Here is a 20,258-nt window from a genome sequence, read left to right as displayed (position 1 = left end):
CCGCCCCGCCTCATGTGCCCGGGATCGCGGCGGACCCGCCCGCCCCGTCGGCCCTAGACTGGGAGCCATGCGCATCGCCCGATACACCACCGGTGACGACCCCAGCTTCGGCATCGTCCAGGAGAAGGACGGCACGGAGTACGTCTACGGCATCACCGGAGACCCCCTGTACACCGAGATCCGCCCCAGCGGGAAGCGGCACCCGCTCGCGGACGTGCGCCTGCTGGCCCCGGTGATCCCGCGCTCGAAGGTGGTGTGCGTCGGCAAGAACTACGCCGCGCACGCCGCGGAGATGGGCACCGAGGTCCCGGAGCAGGCGCTCTACTTCCTCAAGCCCAACACCGCCGTCATCGGTCCCGACGAGCCCATCGTCCTGCCCGCCTACAGCACCGAGGTCAGCCTCGAGGCGGAGCTCGCCGTCGTCATCCAGCGCATGGCCAAGGACATCGACGCCGAGCAGGCGTCCGACGCGATCCTGGGATACACCTGCGCGAACGACCTCACCGCCCGCGACGCCCAGCGCGCCGAGAACCAGTGGTTCCGCGCGAAGGCCTTCGACACCTCCTGCCCGCTCGGACCCTGGATCGAGACCGACGTCGACCCGTCGGCCCTCGCGATCGGCTCGACGGTCGACGGGGACCTCGCGCAGGACGGCACCACCGCCGACATGCTCCGCGGCGTCCCGGAGCTCGTCGCCGAGATCTCCCGCGTGACCACCCTGCTCCCCGGCGACGTCATCCTCACCGGCACGCCCGCCGGCGTGCGCTCGGTCGGCGCCGGCAGCGTCATCGACGTGACCATCGAGGGCGTCGGCACGCTCACGAACCCCGTCGTCCGCCGCTGAGGTCACGGGCCGCCGCCCGCAGCTCTCATCACCAGCCCGCCGCTCCGCGGCATCCCGAAGGAGTACTCCCGCGTGACCCACGCCCCCGCCACCGCACCGACCACCGAGGCCACCGGCGCCGACATCCGCGTGCGCTTCTGCCCGAGCCCCACCGGCACCCCGCACGTGGGCATGGTCCGCACCGCCCTGTACAACTGGGCGCACGCGCGGCGCCACGGCGGCACGCTCATCTTCCGCATCGAGGACACCGACGCCGCGCGCGACAGCGAGGAGTCCTACCACCAGCTGCTCGACGCCATGCGCTGGCTCGGCATCGACTGGGACGAGGGCGTCGAGGTGGGCGGGCCCGACGGTCCCTACCGCCAGTCCCAGCGCCGCGAGATCTACGCCGACGTGATCGCGAAGCTCAAGGACGCCGGCGTCATCTACGAGTCCTTCTCCACGCCCGAGGAGATCACCGAGCGCCATCGCGCCGCCGGTCGCGACCCGCAGCTCGGCTACGACGGCTTCGACCGCGACCTCACCGAGGAGCAGAAGGCCGCTTTCCGCGCCGAGGGGCGCCTGCCGGTGTGGCGCCTGCGCATGCCCGACGACGACATCACCTTCGAGGACATGGTGCGCGGCGAGATCACCTTCAAGGCGGGCTCGACCCCGGACTTCGTGGTGGTCCGCGGCAACGGCCAGCCGCTGTACACGCTGGTCAACCCCGTGGACGACGCGCTCATGGGCGTCACCCACGTGCTGCGCGGCGAGGACCTGCTCTCCTCCACGCCCCGCCAGATCGCCCTGTACCGCGCGCTCATCGAGGTAGGCGTCGCGACCGCGATCCCGCGTTTCGGGCACCTCCCGTACGTGCTCGGCGAGGGCAACAAGAAGCTCTCCAAGCGCGACCCGGAGTCCAACCTCTTCAACTACCGCGACCAGGGCTTCCTGCCCGAGGGCATGGTCAACTACCTGGCGCTCCTGGGCTGGGGCTACAGCGCCGATCAGGACGTCTTCACGCGCGAGCAGATGGTCGAGCGCTTCGACGCGAGCGACGTGAACCCGAACCCCGCGCACGTGGACTTCAAGAAGGCCACCGCCATCAACGCCGACCACATGCGCCTGCTGGATCCGGTCGAGTTCACCGAGCGCATGGTCCCGTACCTGCAGAAGGCCGGTGTCGTCTCCGACCCGATCACCGAGCACGAGCACGCCCTGCTCGCCGCGGCGACCCCGCTCGTCCAGCCGCGCATGAACCTGCTGGGCGAGGCCCCGGACATGCTCCGCTTCCTCTTCATCGACGACGCGGACCTGACTATCGCCGAGGACGCCCTGAAGAAGATGGGGGAGGACCCGGCGGCGGTCGTGGACCGTGCGATCACGGAGGTCGAGGCGATCTCCGAGGACGACTTCGCCGCCGCCCGCCTCGAGGAGGCGCTGCGCGCCGCGATCGTCGAGGACATGGGCATCAAGCCGCGCCTCGCCTTCGGCCCCCTGCGCTCGGCGATCTCCGGCCGCCGCATCTCGCCGCCGCTGTTCGAGTCCATGGAGCTGCTCGGCCGCGACTCCTCCCTCGCGCGTCTCCGTGCGGGTCGTGAGGTCTTCGCGGGGCTCGCCTGAGCGTCAGGATCCGGGAGCGCCGGGATCCGGGAGTGTCAGGATCCGGCAGCGCCGGGACCCGGCGGCGCCGGGATCGGGAGTGCCAGGATTCGGGAGAGACGATGACAGCTGATGCGGCATGTGCGTCGTGGTCGATGACGGCGAGGGTTCGGTGAGCGAGGCGGGGCGGAGTTCGTCGTCCGACGGGCCGGCGTGCCGCCCGGCCGAGCTCGCCGAGCACCTGGCAGGGGTGGAGGCCGTGCTCCTGGACATCGACCACACGCTCGTCGACACGGCGTCCGCCTTCGCCCGCGCCCTCGGCCGTTCTCTGATCCCGATGCTGAGGGAGCGGCGCGGCGGGTCCACGCAGGCCGGGAGCGAGGAGCTCGCCTCGAGCCCCGACGACCGGGTCAGGAGCGCCGACGGCCAGGCGACGGGCGCCGACGAGAGGGCTGCGGGCGTCGACGACCGGGAGATCATCGCGCGCTGGTCGGCCGATCCGGGGGATCACTACCGCTCGTACACGCGCGGTGAGGTCCCCTACGCCGTCCAGCGCCACGCCCGCATCGACGAGATCGCGCAGTGGCTGGGTCTCGCCGCCTTCACGGACGCCGAGTACGAGGTGTTCGCCCGCGCCTTCGATGCGGAGTTCGCGCCCGCGTGCGCGGCCTTCGAGGACGCCAGACCAGCCGTGCTGGCCCTGCGCGAGGCCGGGGTGGCGGTGGGGGCGGTGTCGAACGCGTCCCGCTCCCTGCAGGAGCGCAAGCTCGAGTGCGCGGGACTCGCGGACGTCGTCCCGCTGCTCGTGACCGTCGAGACCTTCGGCGTGGGCAAGCCCGATCCGCGTGTGTTCCGCGAGGGCGCCCGCCTGCTCGGCGCCGACCCCGCGGCCACCGCGTACGTGGGCGACGAGCCCGATGTGGACGCGCAGGCCGCGGCGCTCGCAGGGCTTCGTGGCGTGCTTCTCAGGCGCCCCGGCGACGAACGGTCCCTCGAGCGCCGAGAACCGGCGTCTGACCAGTGCAGATACTGCGAGGTGGGAGACCTCACAGGGGTCGCGGCCGCGATCGCTTTGCCGACGGGCACGGGGACCGGGTAATGTTCTATCTCGTTGCGGCACCCGCACCGCGGACCCAGGTCCTCGGAAAGGTGCTCTGACCTTGGGGTATGGTGTAATCGGCAACACGACGGTTTCTGGTACCGTTATTCTAGGTTCGAGTCCTGGTACCCCAGCGCTTCACCCTCGCTCAGGCGGGGAGTTCGAAGTCCGCGCCCCGTTCGTCTAGCGGCCTAGGACGTCGCCCTCTCACGGCGGTAACACCGGTTCAAATCCGGTACGGGGTACCAGCAGATCCTTCGATCTGCGGCAGGTCCCGGACCTGCATCGCGGTCCACGGGACCGCACCTCGGAAACATGGCCTGCATGGCAGGTCATCGCTCCGGATCGTCGGTCCTCGGATCGGCAGCTGATCTCCTGATCGGCACAGGCCCCGTTCGTCTAGCGGCCTAGGACGTCGCCCTCTCACGGCGGTAACACCGGTTCAAATCCGGTACGGGGTACGAGCAGCAGAGAAGGAGTCGGCATCCCCGCGGATGTCGGCTCCTTCTGTGTGCGGGGCAGTTGCTTGCCGGCTCCTTCTGCGTGCGGGGCAGGCGCTCGTGTTCTGGAGCGGCGTATACGGGACGTCTCTGCCATATATGGCAGAGACGTCCCGTATTTGCCGCTGCGTGACGGTATCGCCCGAGGTCGGCCCGCCCCACGGCACCCTGCCCCGTGACGGCCTCACCTCCGCTCCAGCTCTGCGGCGGCCTCACCTCCGCTCCAGCCCCGCGGCGACCCCGCCCCAGCTCAGCCGCCCGCGCGGCGCAGGACCTCGCTGAGGTGGTTGGCGGAGCTGATCACCGCGGCGGCGTGGAGGCGCCCGGGCTGTCGGGTGATGCGCTCGAGGGGGCCCGAGACGCTCAGGGCCGCGATCACGCGCCCGCCCGGGCCGCGCACCGGGGCCGAGACGGAGCCGACGCCCGCCTCGCGCTCACCGATGGACTGCGCCCAGCCGCGGCGCCTGACCGCGGAGAGCATGGTCGCGGTGAAGCGGGCGCCGTGGAGGCCGCGGTGCAGGCGGTCCGGCTCCTCCCAGGCCAGCAGGATCTGGGCGGCGGAGCCGGCCTTCATCGTCAGCGTGGATCCCAGCGGCACGGAGTCGCGCAGGCCGATGGGCGGCTCGGCGCTCGCCACGCAGATGCGGTGGTCGCCCTGACGGCGGTAGAGCTGGGCGGACTCGCCCGTGTGATCTCGCAGCGCGGTGAGGACGGGACCCGCGGCGGCGAGCAGGCGGTCCTCGCCGGCGGCGGCGGAGAGCTCTCCGAGACGGGGGCCCAGGATGAAACGACCCTGCATGTCGCGCGCCACCAGGCGATGATGCTCCAGGGCCACCGCGAGGCGATGTGCCGTGGGCCGGGCCAGTCCCGTGGACTGGACGAGTTGGGCGAGGGTCGCAGGGCCTGCTTCGAGGGCTCCGAGGACGGTTGCGGCCTTGTCGAGCACGCCGACGCCGCTCCCGCCCTCCTCCGTGGTGGTGTCCATGCTCCGATATTGCCGTCTTATTTGTTGAGACGCAAGTGCGCAGCGCGTTTTCCCTCGCGACGATTGCAGTGTTCCGGCCGAGCGCCGGTGCGCGTGACGTCCTCGTCGGCCCCGGCCGGCGGGCCCGTCGGCCCCGCACCGAGCCCGTGCCGGAGGCCGACCCGGCATCGTGCCGGACCTCATCCGGCGCGGACGCCGGGTGATCACGAGGGAAGGAAGAGGAGCCATGGCGAGCACGCTCGCGGAGAAGGTGTGGAAGGACCATGTGGTGCGCCGGGGAGAGAACGGCGAGCCCGACCTGCTCTACATCGACCTCCAGCTCCTCCACGAGGTGACCAGTCCCCAGGCCTTCGACGGGCTGCGCCAGGAGGGCCGCGACCTGCGCCGCGTGGACCAGACGATCGCGACCGAGGACCACAACACCCCCACGGTCGACATCGACAAGCCGATCGCGGACATCACCTCCCGCACCCAGATCGACACCCTGCGCCGCAACGCCGAGGAGTTCGGCGTGCGCATCCACTCCCTGGGCGACAAGGAGCAGGGCATCGTGCACGTCGTCGGCCCGCAGCTGGGGCTCACCATGCCGGGCATCACCGTGGTCTGCGGTGACTCGCACACCTCCACCCACGGCGCCTTCGGGGCGCTCGCCTTCGGCATCGGCACCAGCGAGGTCGAGCACGTGATGGCGACCCAGACGTTGCCGCTCGCCCCCTTCAAGACCATGGCGATCACCGTGGACGGCACGCTCAAGCCGGGCGTGAGCGCGAAGGACATCATCCTCGCGGTGATCGCCAAGATCGGCACCGGCGGCGGCGCGGGCTACGTGCTCGAGTACCGCGGCGAGGCCATCCGCAGCCTCTCCATGGAGGGCCGGATGACGATCTGCAACATGTCGATCGAGGCCGGCGCCCGCGCGGGCATGGTCGCCCCCGACGAGACCACCTTCGAGTACGTCAAGGGCCGCCCCCATGCTCCGGAGGGCGAGCTGTGGGACGAGGCCGTCGAGTACTGGAGGTCGCTGCGCACCGACGAGGGCGCGACCTTCGACGCGGAGGTCGTCATCGACGCCGACGAGCTCGAGCCGTTCGTCACCTGGGGCACGAACCCCGGGCAGGGCCTGCCGCTGTCGGCCGCGGTCCCCGCACCGGAGGACTTCACGGACGACACCTCGCGCGCGAGCACCGAGAGCGCCCTGAAGTACATGGACCTGGTGCCCGGCACCCCGCTCAAGGACATCCGCGTGGACACCGTGTTCATGGGCTCGTGCACGAACTCGCGCATCGAGGACCTGCGAGCCTTCGTGGACGTGATCCGCGGGCGCAGCAAGGACCCGGACGTGCGGGTGATGGTGGTGCCCGGCTCGGCGCGCGTGAAGCTGCAGGCCGAGCAGGAGGGCCTGGACCGCGAGATTCTCGCCTTCGGTGCCGAATGGCGCCAGGCCGGCTGCTCCATGTGCCTGGGCATGAACCCCGACCAGCTCGCGCCGGGGGAGCGCTGCGCGTCGACCTCGAACCGCAACTTCGAGGGCCGGCAGGGCAAGGGAGGGCGCACCCACCTGGTCTCCCCGGTGGTCGCCGCGGCGACCGCGGTGCGCGGCACCCTGAGCTCCCCGTCGGACCTCGAGCCCGTCGACCCCGCGGCCGAGCCGCCCCGCGCCGAGCGCGTGCCGCTCCCGGGCGGACTGCGCATCGCCTGAGCGCGAGCACGCACCGGCCGACGACCCACGAGCGAGGAAGCACAGACCATGGAGAAGTTCACCACCCACAGCGGCGTCGGCGTCCCCCTGCGCCGCAGCAACGTCGACACTGACCAGATCATCCCCGCCGTCTACCTCAAGCGGGTCACCAAGACCGGCTTCGACGACGGCCTCTTCGTCAACTGGCGCAAGGACCCCGACTTCATCCTGAACCAGCAGCCCTACTCCCACGGCTCGGTGCTCGTGGCCGGCTCCGACTTCGGCACCGGGTCCTCCCGCGAGCACGCCGTCTGGGCGCTGCGCGACTACGGCTTCAAGGCCGTGCTCTCGAGCCGCTTCGCCGAGATCTTCCGCGGCAACGCCGGCAAGCAGGGCCTGGTCGCCGCGAAGCTCTCCCAGGACGACATCGAGCAGCTGTGGAAGATCCTCGAGGAGGCGCCGGGCACAGAGATCACCGTCGACCTCGAGAACCAGCAGGTCCTTGCGGCCGACGCGACATTCCGCTTCGACATCGACCAGTACACCCGCTGGCGCCTCATGGAGGGCCTGGACGACGTGGGCCTGACCCTGCGTCACGAGGCCGACATCTCCGCGTTCGAGGCGAAGCGCCCGCGCTGGATGCCCAAGACGCTTCCCGCGCGCGCCGCGGACTGAGCGGCGGCCGACGTCCAGCCCCGCCACATTGCCCTCCGGTACTCTGTCAAGATCGGAGGACGGACCCCGCCCGGGGGTCCCCGGAACGCTTCAAGGACGATATGACCTCGACATTCCACGTGCGCGGAGGGCGCCCGCTGAACGGTGACATCACCGTGCGCGGCGCCAAGAACCTCGTCTCCAAGGCGATGGTGGCGGCGCTGCTGGGCGAGGAGCCCAGCCTGCTGCGCTCCGTGCCCGACATCCGCGACGTGCAGATCGTCGCGGATCTGCTCAGGGTCCACGGCGTGAAGATCGAGCGGGATGTCCAGGCGGGCCTGATCCGCATGGACCCCTCGAACGTCGAGCGCGCGCACGCCACCGAGATCGACGCGCACGCGGGCAGCTCGCGGATCCCGATCCTGTTCTGCGGTCCGCTGCTGCACCGCCTGGGCGAGGCGATCATCCCGGACCTGGGCGGCTGCCGCATCGGCGACCGGCCCATCAACTACCACCTCGACGTGCTGCGCGAGTTCGGCGCCCACGTGGACAAGCGCGAGCTGGGCATCCACATCACCGCGCCGAACGGCCTCAAGGGCACGAAGATCCATCTCGAGTACCCGAGCGTCGGCGCGACCGAGCAGGTGCTGCTCACCGCCGTGCGCGCCGAGGGCCTCACCGAGCTCACCAACGCCGCCGTCGAGCCGGAGATCGAGGATCTCATCGCCGTGCTGCAGAAGATGGGCGCGCTGATCACCCTGCAGACGGACCGCACCATCACGATCGAGGGCGTCGAGCGCCTCGGCGGCTACGAGCACGTGGCGATCCCGGACCGCATCGAGGCCGCGAGCTGGGCCTGCGCGGCGCTCGTGACCAAGGGCGACGTCTTCGTGCGGGGTGCCCAGCAGAAGCCCATGTCCACGTTCCTCAACGTGTTCCGCCGGATCGGCGGCGGTCTCGACATCACCGAGGAGGGCATCCGCTTCTTCCGGCCCGACGAGCCGCTGCGCTCGATCGCCATGGAGACCGACGTCCACCCCGGCTTCATGACCGACTGGCAGCAGCCTCTCGTCGTCGCGCTCACGCAGGCCGAGGGCATCTCCATCGTCCACGAGACCGTCTACGAGAACCGCCTCGGGTTCACCCGGGCCCTCAACGACATGGGCGCGCGCATCCAGGTCTACCGCGAATGCCTGGGCGGCTCGAGCTGCCGCTTCGGCTGGCGCAACTTCAACCACTCGGCCGTGATCTCCGGGCCGAAGGAGCTGCACGGGGCCGACATCACCGTGCCCGACCTGCGCGGCGGCTTCTCCTACCTGATCGCCGCGCTCGGCGCCGAGGGCGTCAGCTCGATCCACGGCATCGACCTCATCGACCGCGGCTACGAGGCCTTCCGCGAGAAGCTCACGGCGCTCGGCGCCGAGTACTGGGAGGACTGAGAAGACGCATGAGCGATCAGCACGACGACATCCTCGAGGGCACGACCGTCGACCGCGGGTCCGCGGATCGCTCGACCGTCGACCGCGGGTCCGATGACCGCGGCGACGGGGTGACGAGCGCGGCCGCGAGCTCGCTCGCGCTGCGTGACATCCCCGTGCCCGACTACTGCGACGTGGTGATCGTCCCCACCCGCGGGGTCGACGTCGAGGACCCGCGCGTGTGGGCGGAGGCGATCTTCTCCCACGAGAACACACCGCTGGGCACGCGTGGTCTGCGCGCGCTGCGCGACGAGGCGGTGCGCCTGTTCGACATGGTCCCGCCGCCCGAGAAGCAGTACGTGACCGACGAGGTCCGCGGCAGCGAGGCGCTCATCAAGGACGACGACCAGAACCTCTCGGTGCGCATCGGCGTGGCGATCCTGCCCGGCGGCGAGCTGCTGCAGGTCACCACGGCCGTGAAGTACCGCTCGGTGCGCGGCCGCATCGCCTTCGCACCGCGGCGGATGATGCACGCGGCGGCCGTGAACGCGCTCGCCCGGCGCGCGCCCGCGACCGTGCGCCGCCGTGCGCTCGGCCCGCGCACCACCGGTCCGCGCACCGTCACCGACCGCGCGCCCCGTCGGGCCCTCGGCCGCGGCAGGTTCCTCGGGCGATGACCCGCATCGCCGTGCTCGGCGCCGGCAGCTGGGGCAGCACCTTCTCGCTCGTGCTCGCCGACGCCGGCTGCGAGGTGGTCCTCTGGGCACGGCGCGAGGAGACCGCCCGCGAGATCCGCGAGCACGGCGCCAACCCCGCGTATCTCGGCGACGTCCGCCTGCCAGATCAGGTCACCGCGAGCTCGGAGGTCGGGGAGGCGCTCGACGGGGCCGACGGGGTGGTCCTCGCCCTGCCGGCCCAGAGCCTCCGCGAGAACCTCTCCGCCTGGCGCGCGGCGGGCCTCACGCTGCCCGAGGTCCCCGTGCTCTCGCTCACCAAGGGCATCGAGCGGGCTACCGACCTGCGCATTAGCCAGGTGATCGTCGAGGCCGCAGAGGTCGACCCGCAGCGCGTCGCCGTGCTCTCCGGCCCGAACCTCGCCGTCGAGATCGCCCGGCGCCAGCCCTGCGCGAGCGTCATCGCCGCGCACGACGAACAGCTGGCGCGCACCGTCGCCGCCTGGTGCGCCGCCCCCTCCTTCCGCCCGTACACCTCGCAGGACGTCATCGGCGTCGAGGTCGCCGGAGCGGTCAAGAACGTCATCGCGATCGCCGTCGGCGCCGCCGCGGGACTCGGCTACGGCGACAACGCCCGCGCGAGCCTCATCACCCGCGGGCTCGCCGAGATCACCCGCCTGGGCGTCGCCGTGGGCGGTCAGGCGGGGACCTTCGCCGGGCTCGCGGGGATGGGCGATCTTGTCGCCACCTGCGCGTCCCCGCTCTCGCGCAACCACCGCCTGGGCCACGCGCTGGGACGGGGGCTCGACGTCGGGGCGGCCGTCGCCGAGGTGGGCCAGACCGCCGAGGGCGTCGCCACCGCCCGTGCCGTGGACGAGACCGCGCAGAGGCTCGGGATCGACATGCCGATCACCCGCGGGGTCGTCGACGTCGTCGATCACGGCGTGCCGATCGAGCAGGTCACCACGGCGTTGCTCGCACGCTCCGTGCGACCCGAGTGACTACTCTCGACCCCATGACCTCCACCATCGCGCTCCTCTTCGGCGGCCGCTCCGGCGAGCACGGCATCTCCTGCGTGACAGCGGGCGGGATCCTCGGCGCGATCGACCGCGAGCGGTACGACGTCGTCGCGATCGGCATCACCCGCCAGGGCCGCTGGCTGCACGTGAGCGACGACCCCGCCGACTGGCAGCTGCAGGGGGCGACCCCTCCCGAGGTCCCGTCCGACGGGGACGAGGTGCTCCTGCCCACGGGCACGAAGACCCCCGGCGCACCGGTGCCGCTGCGCGTGGTCCGGGACGGCCGCGTCGAGCCGCTCGCGGAGGTCGACGCGGTGCTCCCCCTGCTGCACGGCCCCTACGGGGAGGACGGCACGGTGCAGGGAGCCCTCGACCTGCTCGACATCCCCTACGTGGGCAGCGGGGTCCTCGCCTCCGCCACGTGCATGGACAAGACGTCCACGAAGGCCGCCCTCGCCGCCGCCGGGATCGCGTCGGCCCCGTCGATCAGCGTCCACGAGGACGAGTGGGCCCAGCGCGCCGAGGAGGTCGGCGCGAGCGTGCGCGAGCGCCTCGCCGCCCCGTGGTTCGTCAAGCCCGCCCGCGCCGGCTCGAGCCTGGGCGTCTCCAAGGTGACCGATCCCGCGGAGCTCGAGCACGCGGTGAAGACCGCCTTCGCCGAGGATCCGCTGATCCTCATCGAGCAGGGCGTCGTGGGCCGCGAGGTCGAGTGCGGGGTGCTCCAGGGCCGAGCCGGCGGTGAAGCCCCGCGCACGACAGAACCGGGCGAGGTCATCGTGGGCGACGACCTGGACTTCTACGACTACGAGTCGAAGTACTTCGGCAAGGGGACCGTGAGCATCCAGGTGCCCGCGGCCCTGCCGGACGGCGCAGCCGAGCGCGTGCGCGAGGTCGCCGCGCGTGCCTTCATCGCGCTGCGCCTCGAGGGCCTGGGCCGGGTGGACGTCTTCGTGACCGAGACCGGAGAGGTCGTCGTCAATGAAGTCAACACGATGCCCGGCTTCACGCCGTCATCGATGTTCCCCGTGCTCTGGGAGAACATGGGCATTGACTACACGAGCCTGATCACCGACCTGCTCGAGCAGGCGCGCACCCGCCGCATCGGCCTGCGCTGAGGGTCGCGGGCGCCGACGGGCCGAGGCGCCTGCTTCACTGCACGTCGTCGACGTCGAGGCAGTGGCGCTCGGCGGGGATCGACGTCACCAGGTCGGTGAGATCCAGCGCCGCGGCAGAGGCCTGATCGCCGACGACCTCGCGCGGCACCGTGAGGTCGATCGCCGGGGTGCGCCCGTAGGTCGTGAAGCGCACGATCCCGTCCGACGAGCCGTCCTCGTCGATGATCCAGTCCACATCGGTCCCGTCGGCGTCGGTGAGGGTCGTGCACATCTGCGTGGTCGGGCCCGGGGGAGTGACGCCGCAACGCAGCACGATCGCCTCGTCGCCGCTGCCCCACGCGAGAGTGCCCTGGCTGCTCGTCGCGTGCCGCGACTGCCCCTCGAGCTGCCCCGGCGCGTCCTGCACGACCTGCGCGCACGCCGGGTCCGCGGCGTCCTCGCCCGCGGGGACGCGCACCGTGGCGCACGCCGTGCAGCCGAGCAGCAGGGCGCCGGCGAGGAGCACGGGACGGGGCAGAGCGCGGCGCATCCCCCGAGGATATCGGGCCTGACCTCGGGCACACTGGGGGCATGACGCGCATCGAGCACCTGACCGAGTCCGGCCTCCTGGCCCGGATCACCCCCGGGCTCGCCCAGGGCTCCGACGTCGAGCTGGGACCCGGGGACGACGCGGCCGTGGTGCGCATGGCCTCCCCGCGTCTGGTCATCACGACCGACACCCTCACCGAGGGGCACGACTTCCTGCTGCGAGCGACCCGTCCGGAGTGGATCGGCCGCAAGGCCGCGGTGCAGAACCTCGCCGACGTCGCCGCCATGGGCGCGCGCCCGCAGGCCGTCGTCGTCTCCGTCTCCGCCCCGCGGGAGACCTCCTCGGAGCTGCTCGAGGGCATCAGCCGCGGGCTCGACGACCGATGCGCACGCGAGGGGGCGAGCGTCGTGGGCGGTGACCTCGGCGCGGCGGACGCCCTCTCCATCACCGTCACCGCGGTCGGTGCCCTCCCGGAGGGACAGGCGCCCATCCGACGGGACGGAGCGCGCCCGGGCCAGGTGCTCGCCCTCGGCAGCCCGCTGATCGGCCGCTCCGCCGCCGGCCTCGCGCTCGTGCTCGCGGGCCGGGGCGAGGAGCTCGTCGGGAGGATCTCGGCCGACGGGAGCCCGGCCGACGGGGACTCTGCTGACGAGGACTCTGCCGACGGGACCTCCCGCGCCACCGGTCCCGACATGACACCTGAAGGCCTCGTGGCCTGGCACGACGCGCCCGATCCCGAGATCGCCCCGGGCTGGACGGTCTGCCCCGGGCGCGCCCGGGCCATGCTCGACGTGTCCGACGGACTCGCGCGCGACGGCGGCCGCATCGCACGGGCGAGCGGCGTCGTCCTCGACCTGGACCGGGCCGTGCTCGCGGCCGACGCCGCCGCCCTCGCACCGGCCGCAGATCTCCTCGCGGAGCGCACCGACCCCTGGCACTGGGTGCTGGGCGGCGGGGAGGAGCATGCCCTCCTGGCGGCCTTCGAGGAGGGCGAGGTCCCCCCGGGGTTCCGACGGATCGGCCGCGTGCGCGTCCCTGCACCGGGGGAGGAGAGCGGAGTGGTGCTCGACGGCACAGTGCTCTCCGATCTCGGTTTCGATCACTTCGGATAGGCTCACCTCACCACGGGTCGATCGTCGGCCCGACGCACCGAGGAGGGCCACTGCCCATGGCGTTCACCGACGCCCGCCGCTTCCGCGGGCACCATCTCGCGCGGGTGGCCCGCACCGCACAGGTCAGCCCGCACATGATCCGCGTGACCCTCCAGGGTGAGGACGTGTCCACGATCCCCGCCCACGGCTACGACCAGTGGGTGCGGCTCTTCCTGCCGCATCCCGAGGGCGGGACCGACTATTCGCGCGTGCCCGAGGGCTTCGGCCTCGCCGGGGCGCTGAAGTACCTCTCCACGAGCTCGGGGAAGCGCCCGCCCGTGCGCAGCTACACGATCCGCGAGCTGCGCGCCGAGGACGGAGAGCTCGACATCGACTTCGTCTCCCACGGCGACGAAGGGATCGCCGGCCCCTGGGCGCGACGGGCGCGCGAGGGCGAGCAGGTGATGATGATCGATCAGGGCCGGGGATTCGACCACCTGGCGGACGCGGCCTCCGTGCTGCTCGTCGGCGAGGAGTCCGCGCTGCCCGCGATCCTCGGCATCCTGCGCGACCTGCCGCGCAGCACGAGCGGCACCGCGATCCTCGAGATCCCCGAGGTGGCCGACGAGCAGCCCCACGAGGCCCCGGCGAACATGGAGGTGCGCTGGATCCCTCGCGCCGACCCGCACGACCGCCCCGGTGTGCTCGCCCTCGAGGCGCTGCGCGAGCTGCGACCGGCACGCGGGGCCGAGCTGCAGGCGTACCTCGCGGGCGAACAGGCGCTCGTGGCCGAGGGGCGCCGCCACCTGGTCGCGCACGACGTGCCCAAGAAGCGCATCGAGTTCACGGGCTACTGGAGGTTCGGCAAGGCCGCCCTCTGAACCCTCGGCGGCCGGGTGAACCGTCGGCGGTCCGGCCTCTCAGACCTGCGCTTCGGCGCCCATCACGACGGTGCGCTCGGGCGGCAGGTGCAGGGCATGGGTCTTGTTCGCGGAGAACTTCTCGAGGAGGCGGAACAGGCCCTTCTGCCAGCGCGGCATGCAGCGGTCCTCGCCGGGCTCGATGCGGAACACGGACAGGAAGTAGATCGCCTTCCTCGGGTCCACGCGCAGCTCGGGGGAGAGTCCCACGGCCTCCGTCAGCGCCGCGGGAAGGTCCTGCGAATCGTTGAAGCCCACCTTGTAGGTGACGTGGACGATGCCGTCGTGCGGATCGCCGAGGTCGCTGACCTGCACGCGGGCATCGTGCAGCACGTGCGGGACCCCCACGTTGCGGATCGTGATGATGACGACGTTGCGATGCACCATCCGGTTGAACCGGAGGTTCGAGCGCAGCGCGAGCGGGACCGTCGACGGATCTCCGTGCGGGTAGACGGCGAGGCCCGGCACCCGTCGGACGTGCTTCTCGCGGATCTCCCGCACGAACTCGTCGATCGGCCCCTCGAGGGCGTGGCGCCTGCCGAAGTACTCGCGCGCCCCGCGCCGCCACGTCAGCATGACCATGAGCAGCGCGGCCGCGATGACCAGGGGAAGCCAGCCGCCCGAGGCCACCTTGATGACGTTGCCCGCGAACAGGGCGAGCTCCAGGCCGCCCACGATCACGGCCATGAGGACCACGCGCCACAGCGGCCAGTTCCACACGCGCAGCGCGAGCAGGAGGAACAGGGACAGCTCGAGCATCAGCGTGCCCGTCACCGAGAGCCCGTAGGCCGAGGCCAGCGATTCCGAGGAGCGGAAGGCGAGCACCAGGGCGAGCACGCCCAGGAACAGGAAGAGGTTCACCACCGGCAGGTAGATCTGTCCGCCGTGGACCTTCGAGGTCTGCAGGACCTTCAGCCGCGGCAGCAGGCCCAGCCGGGTCGCCTGCCGGGAGACCGAGAAGGCACCGGAGATGACCGCCTGGGAGGCGATGACCGTGGCCATGGCCGCGAGCACCACGAGCGGGATCCGCGCCCACGACGGGGCGAGGCGGAAGAACGGGCTGGCGATCGCCGAGGGGTCCGAGAGGATCAACGCGCCCTGCCCGAAGTAGCAGATGAGCAGGGAGGGCAGGATCAGGCACAGCCACGCCAGGGCGATCGGACGCCGGCCGAAGTGGCCCATGTCGGCGTAGAGGGCCTCCGCGCCCGTGATCGCGAGGACCACGGCACCCATCGCGATGAACGCGACCACGGGCCGGTCCAGGGCGAAGACGATCGCATAGCTGGGGGAGATGGCGCGGAGGATCGAGAGGTCCGAGAGCAGGTGCGGCAGGCCCAGCGCGGCGATCGCGAGGAACCAGCACACCATGATCGGCCCGAACGCCTTCCCGATCGCGCCCGTTCCCCACCGCTGCACGAGGAAGAGCCCGGTGAGGACTACGACCGCCGCGGGCACCACCCAGGCGCCCAGCGCCGGGTTCGCGACCTGCAGGCCCTCGAAGGCGCTGAGCACGGAGATCGCGGGGGTGATCACGGAGTCGCCGTAGAAGAGGGTCGCGCCGATGATCGCGAGGATCAGGGCGATCGACGCCTGCGTGGAGCGCCTGCCGAGCTTGCGCTGGATGAGGTTCGCGAGGGAGAGGATGCCGCCCTCGCCCTGGTTGTCGGCGCGCAGGATCACGCCCACGTAGGTGACCGTGACGATGAGGATCAGGCACCACACGATCATCGAGATCACGCCGAGCACGTCCTGCTCGGTGGGGGCGACGGAGTTGTGGTGGGTGCTGAAGACGGTCTGGAGGGAGTACAGGGGGCTCGTGCCGATGTCCCCGAACACGACGCCCGCGGCGCCGAGCATGAGGGCTGCGACGGGCTGGCGGCGGCGGGGTCGGCCGTCGGGATCGAGCACGGCCCGACGCGAGCGTCGAGGGCGATCCGGCGGGGGAGTCGAGGCGGTGCCGGGGGACATGCGCGGGGCGGGGTCCGAGGAATCGGCGTCCGATGGGGTCGCGCTCGGGGCACCCGCGCCGGGCGCCCCGGTGCTCGGGGCATCTGCCGTGGAAGGGGACTCGGCCGACGGGGCGGCTGCGGGGGTGATGCTCCCGTGAGAATGCGGGGCACGGCCTGGTTCAGTGACCACGAGCGGACATCCTGCCACTGCCGGGGGCCGATGCACAGAGCCCGCCCGCGGCGCGCGCGATCCGTGCGTCACATAGGGTTCGGATCATCGGGCGACTACTGTTCCGCGCATGACCCACCGCGCGCAGGAGGACCGCCTCGCGGAGATCGCGCGCCTGCGCGCCGTGCGCGACCGCATCGATCGCGAGTTCGACCGGCCCCTGGACGTCGGGGAGCTCGCCCGCGGCGCCCACATGTCCGCGGGCCATCTCGCCCGCCGGTTCCGCGAGGCCTTCGGGGAACCGCCGTACCGCTATCTCATGACACGCCGCGTCGAGCGGGCGATGATGCTGCTGCGGCGCGGCGACATGAGCGTGACCGACGTGTGCTTCGCCGTGGGATTCGGGTCCCTCGGCACCTTCAGCCTGCGCTTCAGCGAGCTCGTCGGCGTCGCGCCCAGCGCGTACCGCGCGCAGGTGCAGGGCACGCCCGGCATCCCGTCCTGTGTGCAGATGGCGATCCGCAGGCCCCGTCGGAACCCCTCGGCCGAGGCCGCAGGGACGCTCGGAACAGCAAGAACGCCCGGAACAGCAGGGACGGCAGGGCCGGCAGAACCGGTCGGGTCGCTCGAGACGGACGCACCCGATCAGGAATCGAGAAGCGGCCCCGCAACCCCCGCGCGCACAATGGGGCCATGAGCATCGGCATCCGCACCTCCTTCCTCCCGCACACCGACCCCGACGCGTCCCTCGCCTTCTGGCGCGACGTGATCGGCTTCGACGTCCGGCTCGACGTCGGCCAGGGCACCATGCGCTGGATCACCGTCGGCCCGAAGGACGATGAGTCCGTCTCGATCGTCCTCGCCCCGCCGGTCGTCGACCCTGCCGCGACCGACGAGGAGCGCGCCGCCGTCGCCTCCCTCATGGCCAAGGGCGTCTTCGCCATGGTCCTGCTGTCCACCGACGACGTCGACGCCGAGTTCGCACGCATCGAGGCCGCGGGCGCCGACGTCATCCAGGAGCCCACCGACCAGGACTGGGGACCGCGCGACTGCGCGCTGCGCGACCCGGCGGGCAACATCGTCCGCCTCCAGCAGGTCGGCTGAGCGCCCCGATGCCGGAGCGCCGCGCCGACGGGCGGGCGGAGCGCGCGGAGGCCGTGCCTCCGCTGCGTCTCGCCCATCCACTGCGCGGCCGATGGACCCCGCGGAACTCCCCGGCCGACCGCGTCCCGAGCCACGGCACCGAGCGCTTCGCGACCGCCCTCGCGCTGGACCTGGTGCCCGTGGGGGCGGACTCCCGCACGGGCCCCTTCGACGCCGGCGCCCTGCTCGGTCCCGAGCCTCCCGAGCGCTTCCCCGGATTCGGCCGGGACGTGCTCGCTCCGTGCGAGGGCCGCGTGGTGAAGGCCCACGACGGGGAGGTCGATCATTCCGCGCACCGCGGGCTCGCCTCGATCGGATACGCGCTCACGCAGGGCCGTCGCGCCGCCGAGGGGTGGAACGGCCTGGCGGGCAACCATGTGGTGATCGCGACGGAGGACCCGCACCACGGACAGGTGTTCGTCGCGCTCTGCCACCTGCGGCGCGGCAGCATCCGGGTCCGCACCGGGGACACGGTCCGCGCGGGCGACGTGCTCGCCGCGTGCGGCAACTCGGGCAACAGCATGGAGCCCCATCTCCACCTGCAGGCGATGGAGGGGCTCGACATCGACCGCACCGCCCCTGTGCCCTTCGTGCTGCCCTGCGGGATGCCCGGTCGCGGCGAGATCCTCGAGGGCGCGCCGGACTGAGCACCCTCTCCGCGGCGCCCGGGGACCGCGCCCTGCGGGCGAGACGGCACCGGGGCGACGCGCCGGGGCAGACGCCCGATGGTCGCCGCCATTCCGGAGTGTCTGGAGAATCTCGTCGGCCGATGGAGCGGGGGCCTGCGGGATTACGCTGGTCGGGTCGCCTGCCGCGGGGGTGCGTCCTCGAGATCGCACCCCATGCCGGAGCATCGCTCCGGACGACCCGGCGGGCATCCATCCGCACCCGAGCTCCGAGGAGACGACCGTGCCCTTCACCGTCAAGGCCCTGCAGAAGACCGGCCCCGACCAGCCCTACAAGGTCGCCGAGATCCAGCGTCGCGACCCCCGGCCCACCGATGTCGTCATCGACATCAAGGCCGCCGGCATCTGCCACAGCGACATCCACACCATCCGCAACGAGTGGGGCGAGGCGCACTTCCCGCTCACCGTCGGCCACGAGATCGCGGGAGTCGTCTCGGCCGTCGGCGACCAGGTCACGAAGTACGCCGTGGGCGACCGCGTCGGCGTGGGCTGCATGGTCGATTCGTGCGGCGAGTGCGAGCAGTGCCTCGCCGGCCAGGAGCAGGACTGCCTGAACGGCAGCGTCGGCACCTACAACGTCAAGGACGTCGACGGCACCATCACCCAGGGCGGCTACTCGCAGAAGGTCGTCGTCGACGAGCGCTTCGTGTGCCGCATCCCCGACGGCCTCGACTTCGACGTCGCCGCCCCGCTGCTGTGCGCCGGTATCACGACCTACGCCCCGCTCGCCCGTTGGGGCGCCGGCGAGGGCAAGAAGGTCGCCGTTCTGGGCCTCGGCGGCCTCGGCCACATGGGCGTCCAGCTCGCGGCGGCCATGGGCGCCGAGGTCACCGTGCTCTCGCGCTCGCGCAAGAAGGAGCAGCTCGCGATCGACCTGGGCGCGACGCGCATGCTCCCGACCACTGAGGACGGCTTCTACGAGGAGCACCGCGGCGAGTTCGACCTGATCCTCAACACGATCAGCGCCGACATCCCCGTCGACAGCTACCTGCGGCTGCTCAAGCCGCACGGCGTGATGGCCGTCGTCGGCCTCCCGCCGGCCGCTCAGCCGCTGCACTTCGGTGCGCTCATCGGCGGCGGCAAGGTGCTCGCCGGCTCCAACATCGGCGGCATCGCCGAGACCCAGGAGATGCTCGACTTCTGCGCCGAGCACGGCATCGGCGCCCAGATCGAGGTCATCGGGGTCGACGAGGTCGACACGACCTACGACCGCGTGGTCAACGGCGAGGTCTACTTCCGCGCCGTCATCGACACCGCGACCTTCGAGGACGCGCCGGTCGGCGTCTGAGCCCCGACCCGCGCGGTGCTCGGTGATCGACCGCCGCGCACGGCGCCTGGTGCGTCGTCGTCCGACGGGCCCGGCGGCCTCCTTCAGGGGAGGTCGCCGGGCCCGTCGGCGCTGAGGCCTCAGGAGGGTCCGGCCGGGAGCGCTCCGTCGAGCAGCCGCACGGGCAGGTCCTCCTCGATGAGAACGCCCGTCGAGGGCTCCCGGTGGAGTCTGCGGACCCTCGCACCCTCCTTCTCACTGACAGCCTCTGCAAGCTGTTGCGAGCGATACAGCAATCCCGTGCTGTCGTCGGTGCAGAGCGTCTCGCGGAGCGTCCCCTCGGCCACCAGCCGCCGCAGCAGAGGCATCCGCGCCTCCTCCGTGTCGCAGTGCACGCCGTTCGCCCACGGGAGCAGACCCAGGCCGTCGGTCACCGGGGCGAGGTCGGGACCGAAGGAGTCCGTCACCCCGCCCGTGTGCCAGCAGATCGAGCCCGCGGAGACGCCCGCGAGCACCACGCCCTCCCCCCACAGCTGCCGCATCACGCGGTCCAGGCCGTGCGCCCGCCACACCGCGAGCAGGTTGACCACAGAGCCGCCGTTCACCCAGATCACGTCGAAGGAGCGCAGGTAGGCGGGGACGTCCGAGACGTTGGGCGTGGAGAACAGCGAGAGGTGGTGCAGCTCGTACCGCGCCTCGCGGGCGGCCTCCTCCATGTCCCTCTGGAAGCGCGCGTCATCGCCGGAGGCGGTCGAGACGTTGCAGATGCGCGGCGGGCCGGACGGGTCGTGCCATCCGTCCTCGGCGGCGAGCTCGGTCGCCAGGCGCATCATCGGCCCGAAGGCGAAACGCAGGCGCGGGTGGGGGACGTAGCCGGCGCTGGTCGCGAGGATGGTCGGTGCGGAGGCGGTCATGCGCACAGCATGCCCGAACCCTG

The 20,258-nt window shown here is 71.9% G+C and carries 19 protein-coding genes and 3 tRNA genes; 18 read left to right on the top strand and 4 right to left on the bottom strand.

Translation table 11 applies throughout. The features are described from left to right. The first annotated feature begins 67 nt into the window (after positions 1–67). The 6 genes from I8D64_RS02550 to I8D64_RS02525 all read left to right on the top strand — a co-directional run bounded on the left by I8D64_RS02550 (position 68) and on the right by I8D64_RS02525 (position 3,985). Positions 68–844, top strand: a complete 777-nt coding sequence (locus I8D64_RS02550; protein ID WP_200500909.1) for a fumarylacetoacetate hydrolase family protein — start codon at positions 68–70, stop codon at positions 842–844. A gap of 72 nt (positions 845–916) precedes the next feature. Then, complete coding sequence (gene gltX / locus I8D64_RS02545; protein ID WP_200500908.1) at positions 917–2,446, top strand: glutamate--tRNA ligase; 1,530 nt, start codon at positions 917–919, stop codon at positions 2,444–2,446. Between the two features lie 118 nt (positions 2,447–2,564). Beyond that, entirely contained in the window at positions 2,565–3,524 is a 960-nt protein-coding gene (locus tag I8D64_RS02540) for an HAD family hydrolase (RefSeq protein WP_200500907.1), read from the top strand. A 62-nt stretch (positions 3,525–3,586) separates the two neighbouring features. Next, positions 3,587–3,658, top strand: a tRNA-Gln gene (locus tag I8D64_RS02535). Positions 3,659–3,696: 38 nt separating this feature from the next. Then, positions 3,697–3,772, top strand: a tRNA-Glu gene (locus I8D64_RS02530). Positions 3,773–3,912: 140 nt separating this feature from the next. Beyond that, positions 3,913–3,985, top strand: a tRNA-Glu gene (locus I8D64_RS02525). Between the two features lie 289 nt (positions 3,986–4,274). Here I8D64_RS02525 and I8D64_RS02520 read toward each other — a convergent pair. Continuing rightward, positions 4,275–5,009 (bottom strand): IclR family transcriptional regulator, encoded by a 735-nt coding sequence (locus I8D64_RS02520; RefSeq protein WP_152352762.1) that lies wholly within the window; start codon positions 5,007–5,009, stop codon positions 4,275–4,277. 226 nt (positions 5,010–5,235) lie between these two features. Here I8D64_RS02520 and leuC point away from each other — a divergent pair, with 226 nt between their 5' ends. From leuC to I8D64_RS02490, 6 genes are all read left to right on the top strand, one after another. Beyond that, on the top strand, positions 5,236–6,708 hold the full coding sequence (gene leuC / locus I8D64_RS02515; RefSeq protein WP_246482638.1) for a 3-isopropylmalate dehydratase large subunit: 1,473 nt from the start codon (positions 5,236–5,238) through the stop codon (positions 6,706–6,708). Positions 6,709–6,756: 48 nt separating this feature from the next. Next, on the top strand, positions 6,757–7,362 hold the full coding sequence (gene leuD / locus I8D64_RS02510) for a 3-isopropylmalate dehydratase small subunit (RefSeq protein ID WP_200500906.1): 606 nt from the start codon (positions 6,757–6,759) through the stop codon (positions 7,360–7,362). A 101-nt stretch (positions 7,363–7,463) separates the two neighbouring features. Beyond that, positions 7,464–8,780: a UDP-N-acetylglucosamine 1-carboxyvinyltransferase gene (gene murA, locus I8D64_RS02505; protein ID WP_200500905.1), complete on the top strand. Its 1,317-nt coding sequence runs from the start codon at positions 7,464–7,466 to the stop codon at positions 8,778–8,780. 8 nt (positions 8,781–8,788) lie between these two features. Next, positions 8,789–9,436: a DUF2867 domain-containing protein gene (locus I8D64_RS02500; RefSeq protein WP_200500904.1), complete on the top strand. Its 648-nt coding sequence runs from the start codon at positions 8,789–8,791 to the stop codon at positions 9,434–9,436. Then, positions 9,433–10,434, top strand: a complete 1,002-nt coding sequence (locus I8D64_RS02495; RefSeq protein ID WP_200500903.1) for an NAD(P)H-dependent glycerol-3-phosphate dehydrogenase — start codon at positions 9,433–9,435, stop codon at positions 10,432–10,434. Before I8D64_RS02500 ends, I8D64_RS02495 begins: the two co-directional genes overlap by 4 nt. 14 nt (positions 10,435–10,448) lie before the next feature. Beyond that, positions 10,449–11,567, top strand: a complete 1,119-nt coding sequence (locus I8D64_RS02490) for a D-alanine--D-alanine ligase family protein (RefSeq protein ID WP_200500902.1) — start codon at positions 10,449–10,451, stop codon at positions 11,565–11,567. 34 nt (positions 11,568–11,601) lie between these two features. Here the strand turns inward: I8D64_RS02490 and I8D64_RS02485 are convergent, their stop codons facing one another. Then, on the bottom strand, positions 11,602–12,096 hold the full coding sequence (locus I8D64_RS02485) for a DUF3515 family protein (RefSeq protein WP_200500901.1): 495 nt from the start codon (positions 12,094–12,096) through the stop codon (positions 11,602–11,604). Between the two features lie 41 nt (positions 12,097–12,137). Here I8D64_RS02485 and thiL point away from each other — a divergent pair, with 41 nt between their 5' ends. Next, on the top strand, positions 12,138–13,208 hold the full coding sequence (gene thiL / locus I8D64_RS02480; protein WP_200500900.1) for a thiamine-phosphate kinase: 1,071 nt from the start codon (positions 12,138–12,140) through the stop codon (positions 13,206–13,208). A gap of 56 nt (positions 13,209–13,264) precedes the next feature. After that, the gene (locus I8D64_RS02475) at positions 13,265–14,068 is read left to right on the top strand and encodes a siderophore-interacting protein (protein WP_200500899.1); all 804 of its coding nucleotides are present in this window, start codon (positions 13,265–13,267) and stop codon (positions 14,066–14,068) included. 39 nt (positions 14,069–14,107) lie between these two features. Here I8D64_RS02475 and I8D64_RS02470 read toward each other — a convergent pair whose 3' ends face one another. Beyond that, positions 14,108–16,015 carry a potassium transporter Kup gene (locus I8D64_RS02470; RefSeq protein WP_343068401.1) on the bottom strand — a complete coding sequence of 636 codons (1,908 nt, stop codon included), beginning with the start codon at positions 16,013–16,015 and terminating at the stop codon, positions 14,108–14,110. Positions 16,016–16,355: 340 nt separating this feature from the next. Between I8D64_RS02470 and I8D64_RS02465 the strand changes: the two genes are divergently transcribed. The 4 genes from I8D64_RS02465 to I8D64_RS02450 all read left to right on the top strand — a co-directional run bounded on the left by I8D64_RS02465 (position 16,356) and on the right by I8D64_RS02450 (position 19,342). Further along, complete coding sequence (locus tag I8D64_RS02465) at positions 16,356–16,922, top strand: helix-turn-helix domain-containing protein (RefSeq protein WP_200500898.1); 567 nt, start codon at positions 16,356–16,358, stop codon at positions 16,920–16,922. After that, positions 16,919–17,329: a VOC family protein gene (locus tag I8D64_RS02460; protein WP_200500897.1), complete on the top strand. Its 411-nt coding sequence runs from the start codon at positions 16,919–16,921 to the stop codon at positions 17,327–17,329. Before I8D64_RS02465 ends, I8D64_RS02460 begins: the two co-directional genes overlap by 4 nt. 8 nt (positions 17,330–17,337) lie before the next feature. Beyond that, complete coding sequence (locus tag I8D64_RS02455; RefSeq protein WP_200500896.1) at positions 17,338–18,015, top strand: M23 family metallopeptidase; 678 nt, start codon at positions 17,338–17,340, stop codon at positions 18,013–18,015. Between the two features lie 262 nt (positions 18,016–18,277). Next, entirely contained in the window at positions 18,278–19,342 is a 1,065-nt protein-coding gene (locus I8D64_RS02450; protein WP_200500895.1) for an alcohol dehydrogenase catalytic domain-containing protein, read from the top strand. A gap of 119 nt (positions 19,343–19,461) precedes the next feature. Here the strand turns inward: I8D64_RS02450 and I8D64_RS02445 are convergent, their stop codons facing one another. After that, positions 19,462–20,235, bottom strand: a complete 774-nt coding sequence (locus I8D64_RS02445) for a Type 1 glutamine amidotransferase-like domain-containing protein (protein ID WP_200500894.1) — start codon at positions 20,233–20,235, stop codon at positions 19,462–19,464. Positions 20,236–20,258 lie beyond the last annotated feature (23 nt).

Source organism: Brachybacterium halotolerans (assembly GCF_016623465.1).
Taxonomy (GTDB): Bacteria; Actinomycetota; Actinomycetes; order Actinomycetales; family Dermabacteraceae; genus Brachybacterium; species Brachybacterium halotolerans.
Note: the sequence above shows the minus strand (reverse complement) of the source record. Positions and strands in the feature narration are given on the sequence as shown.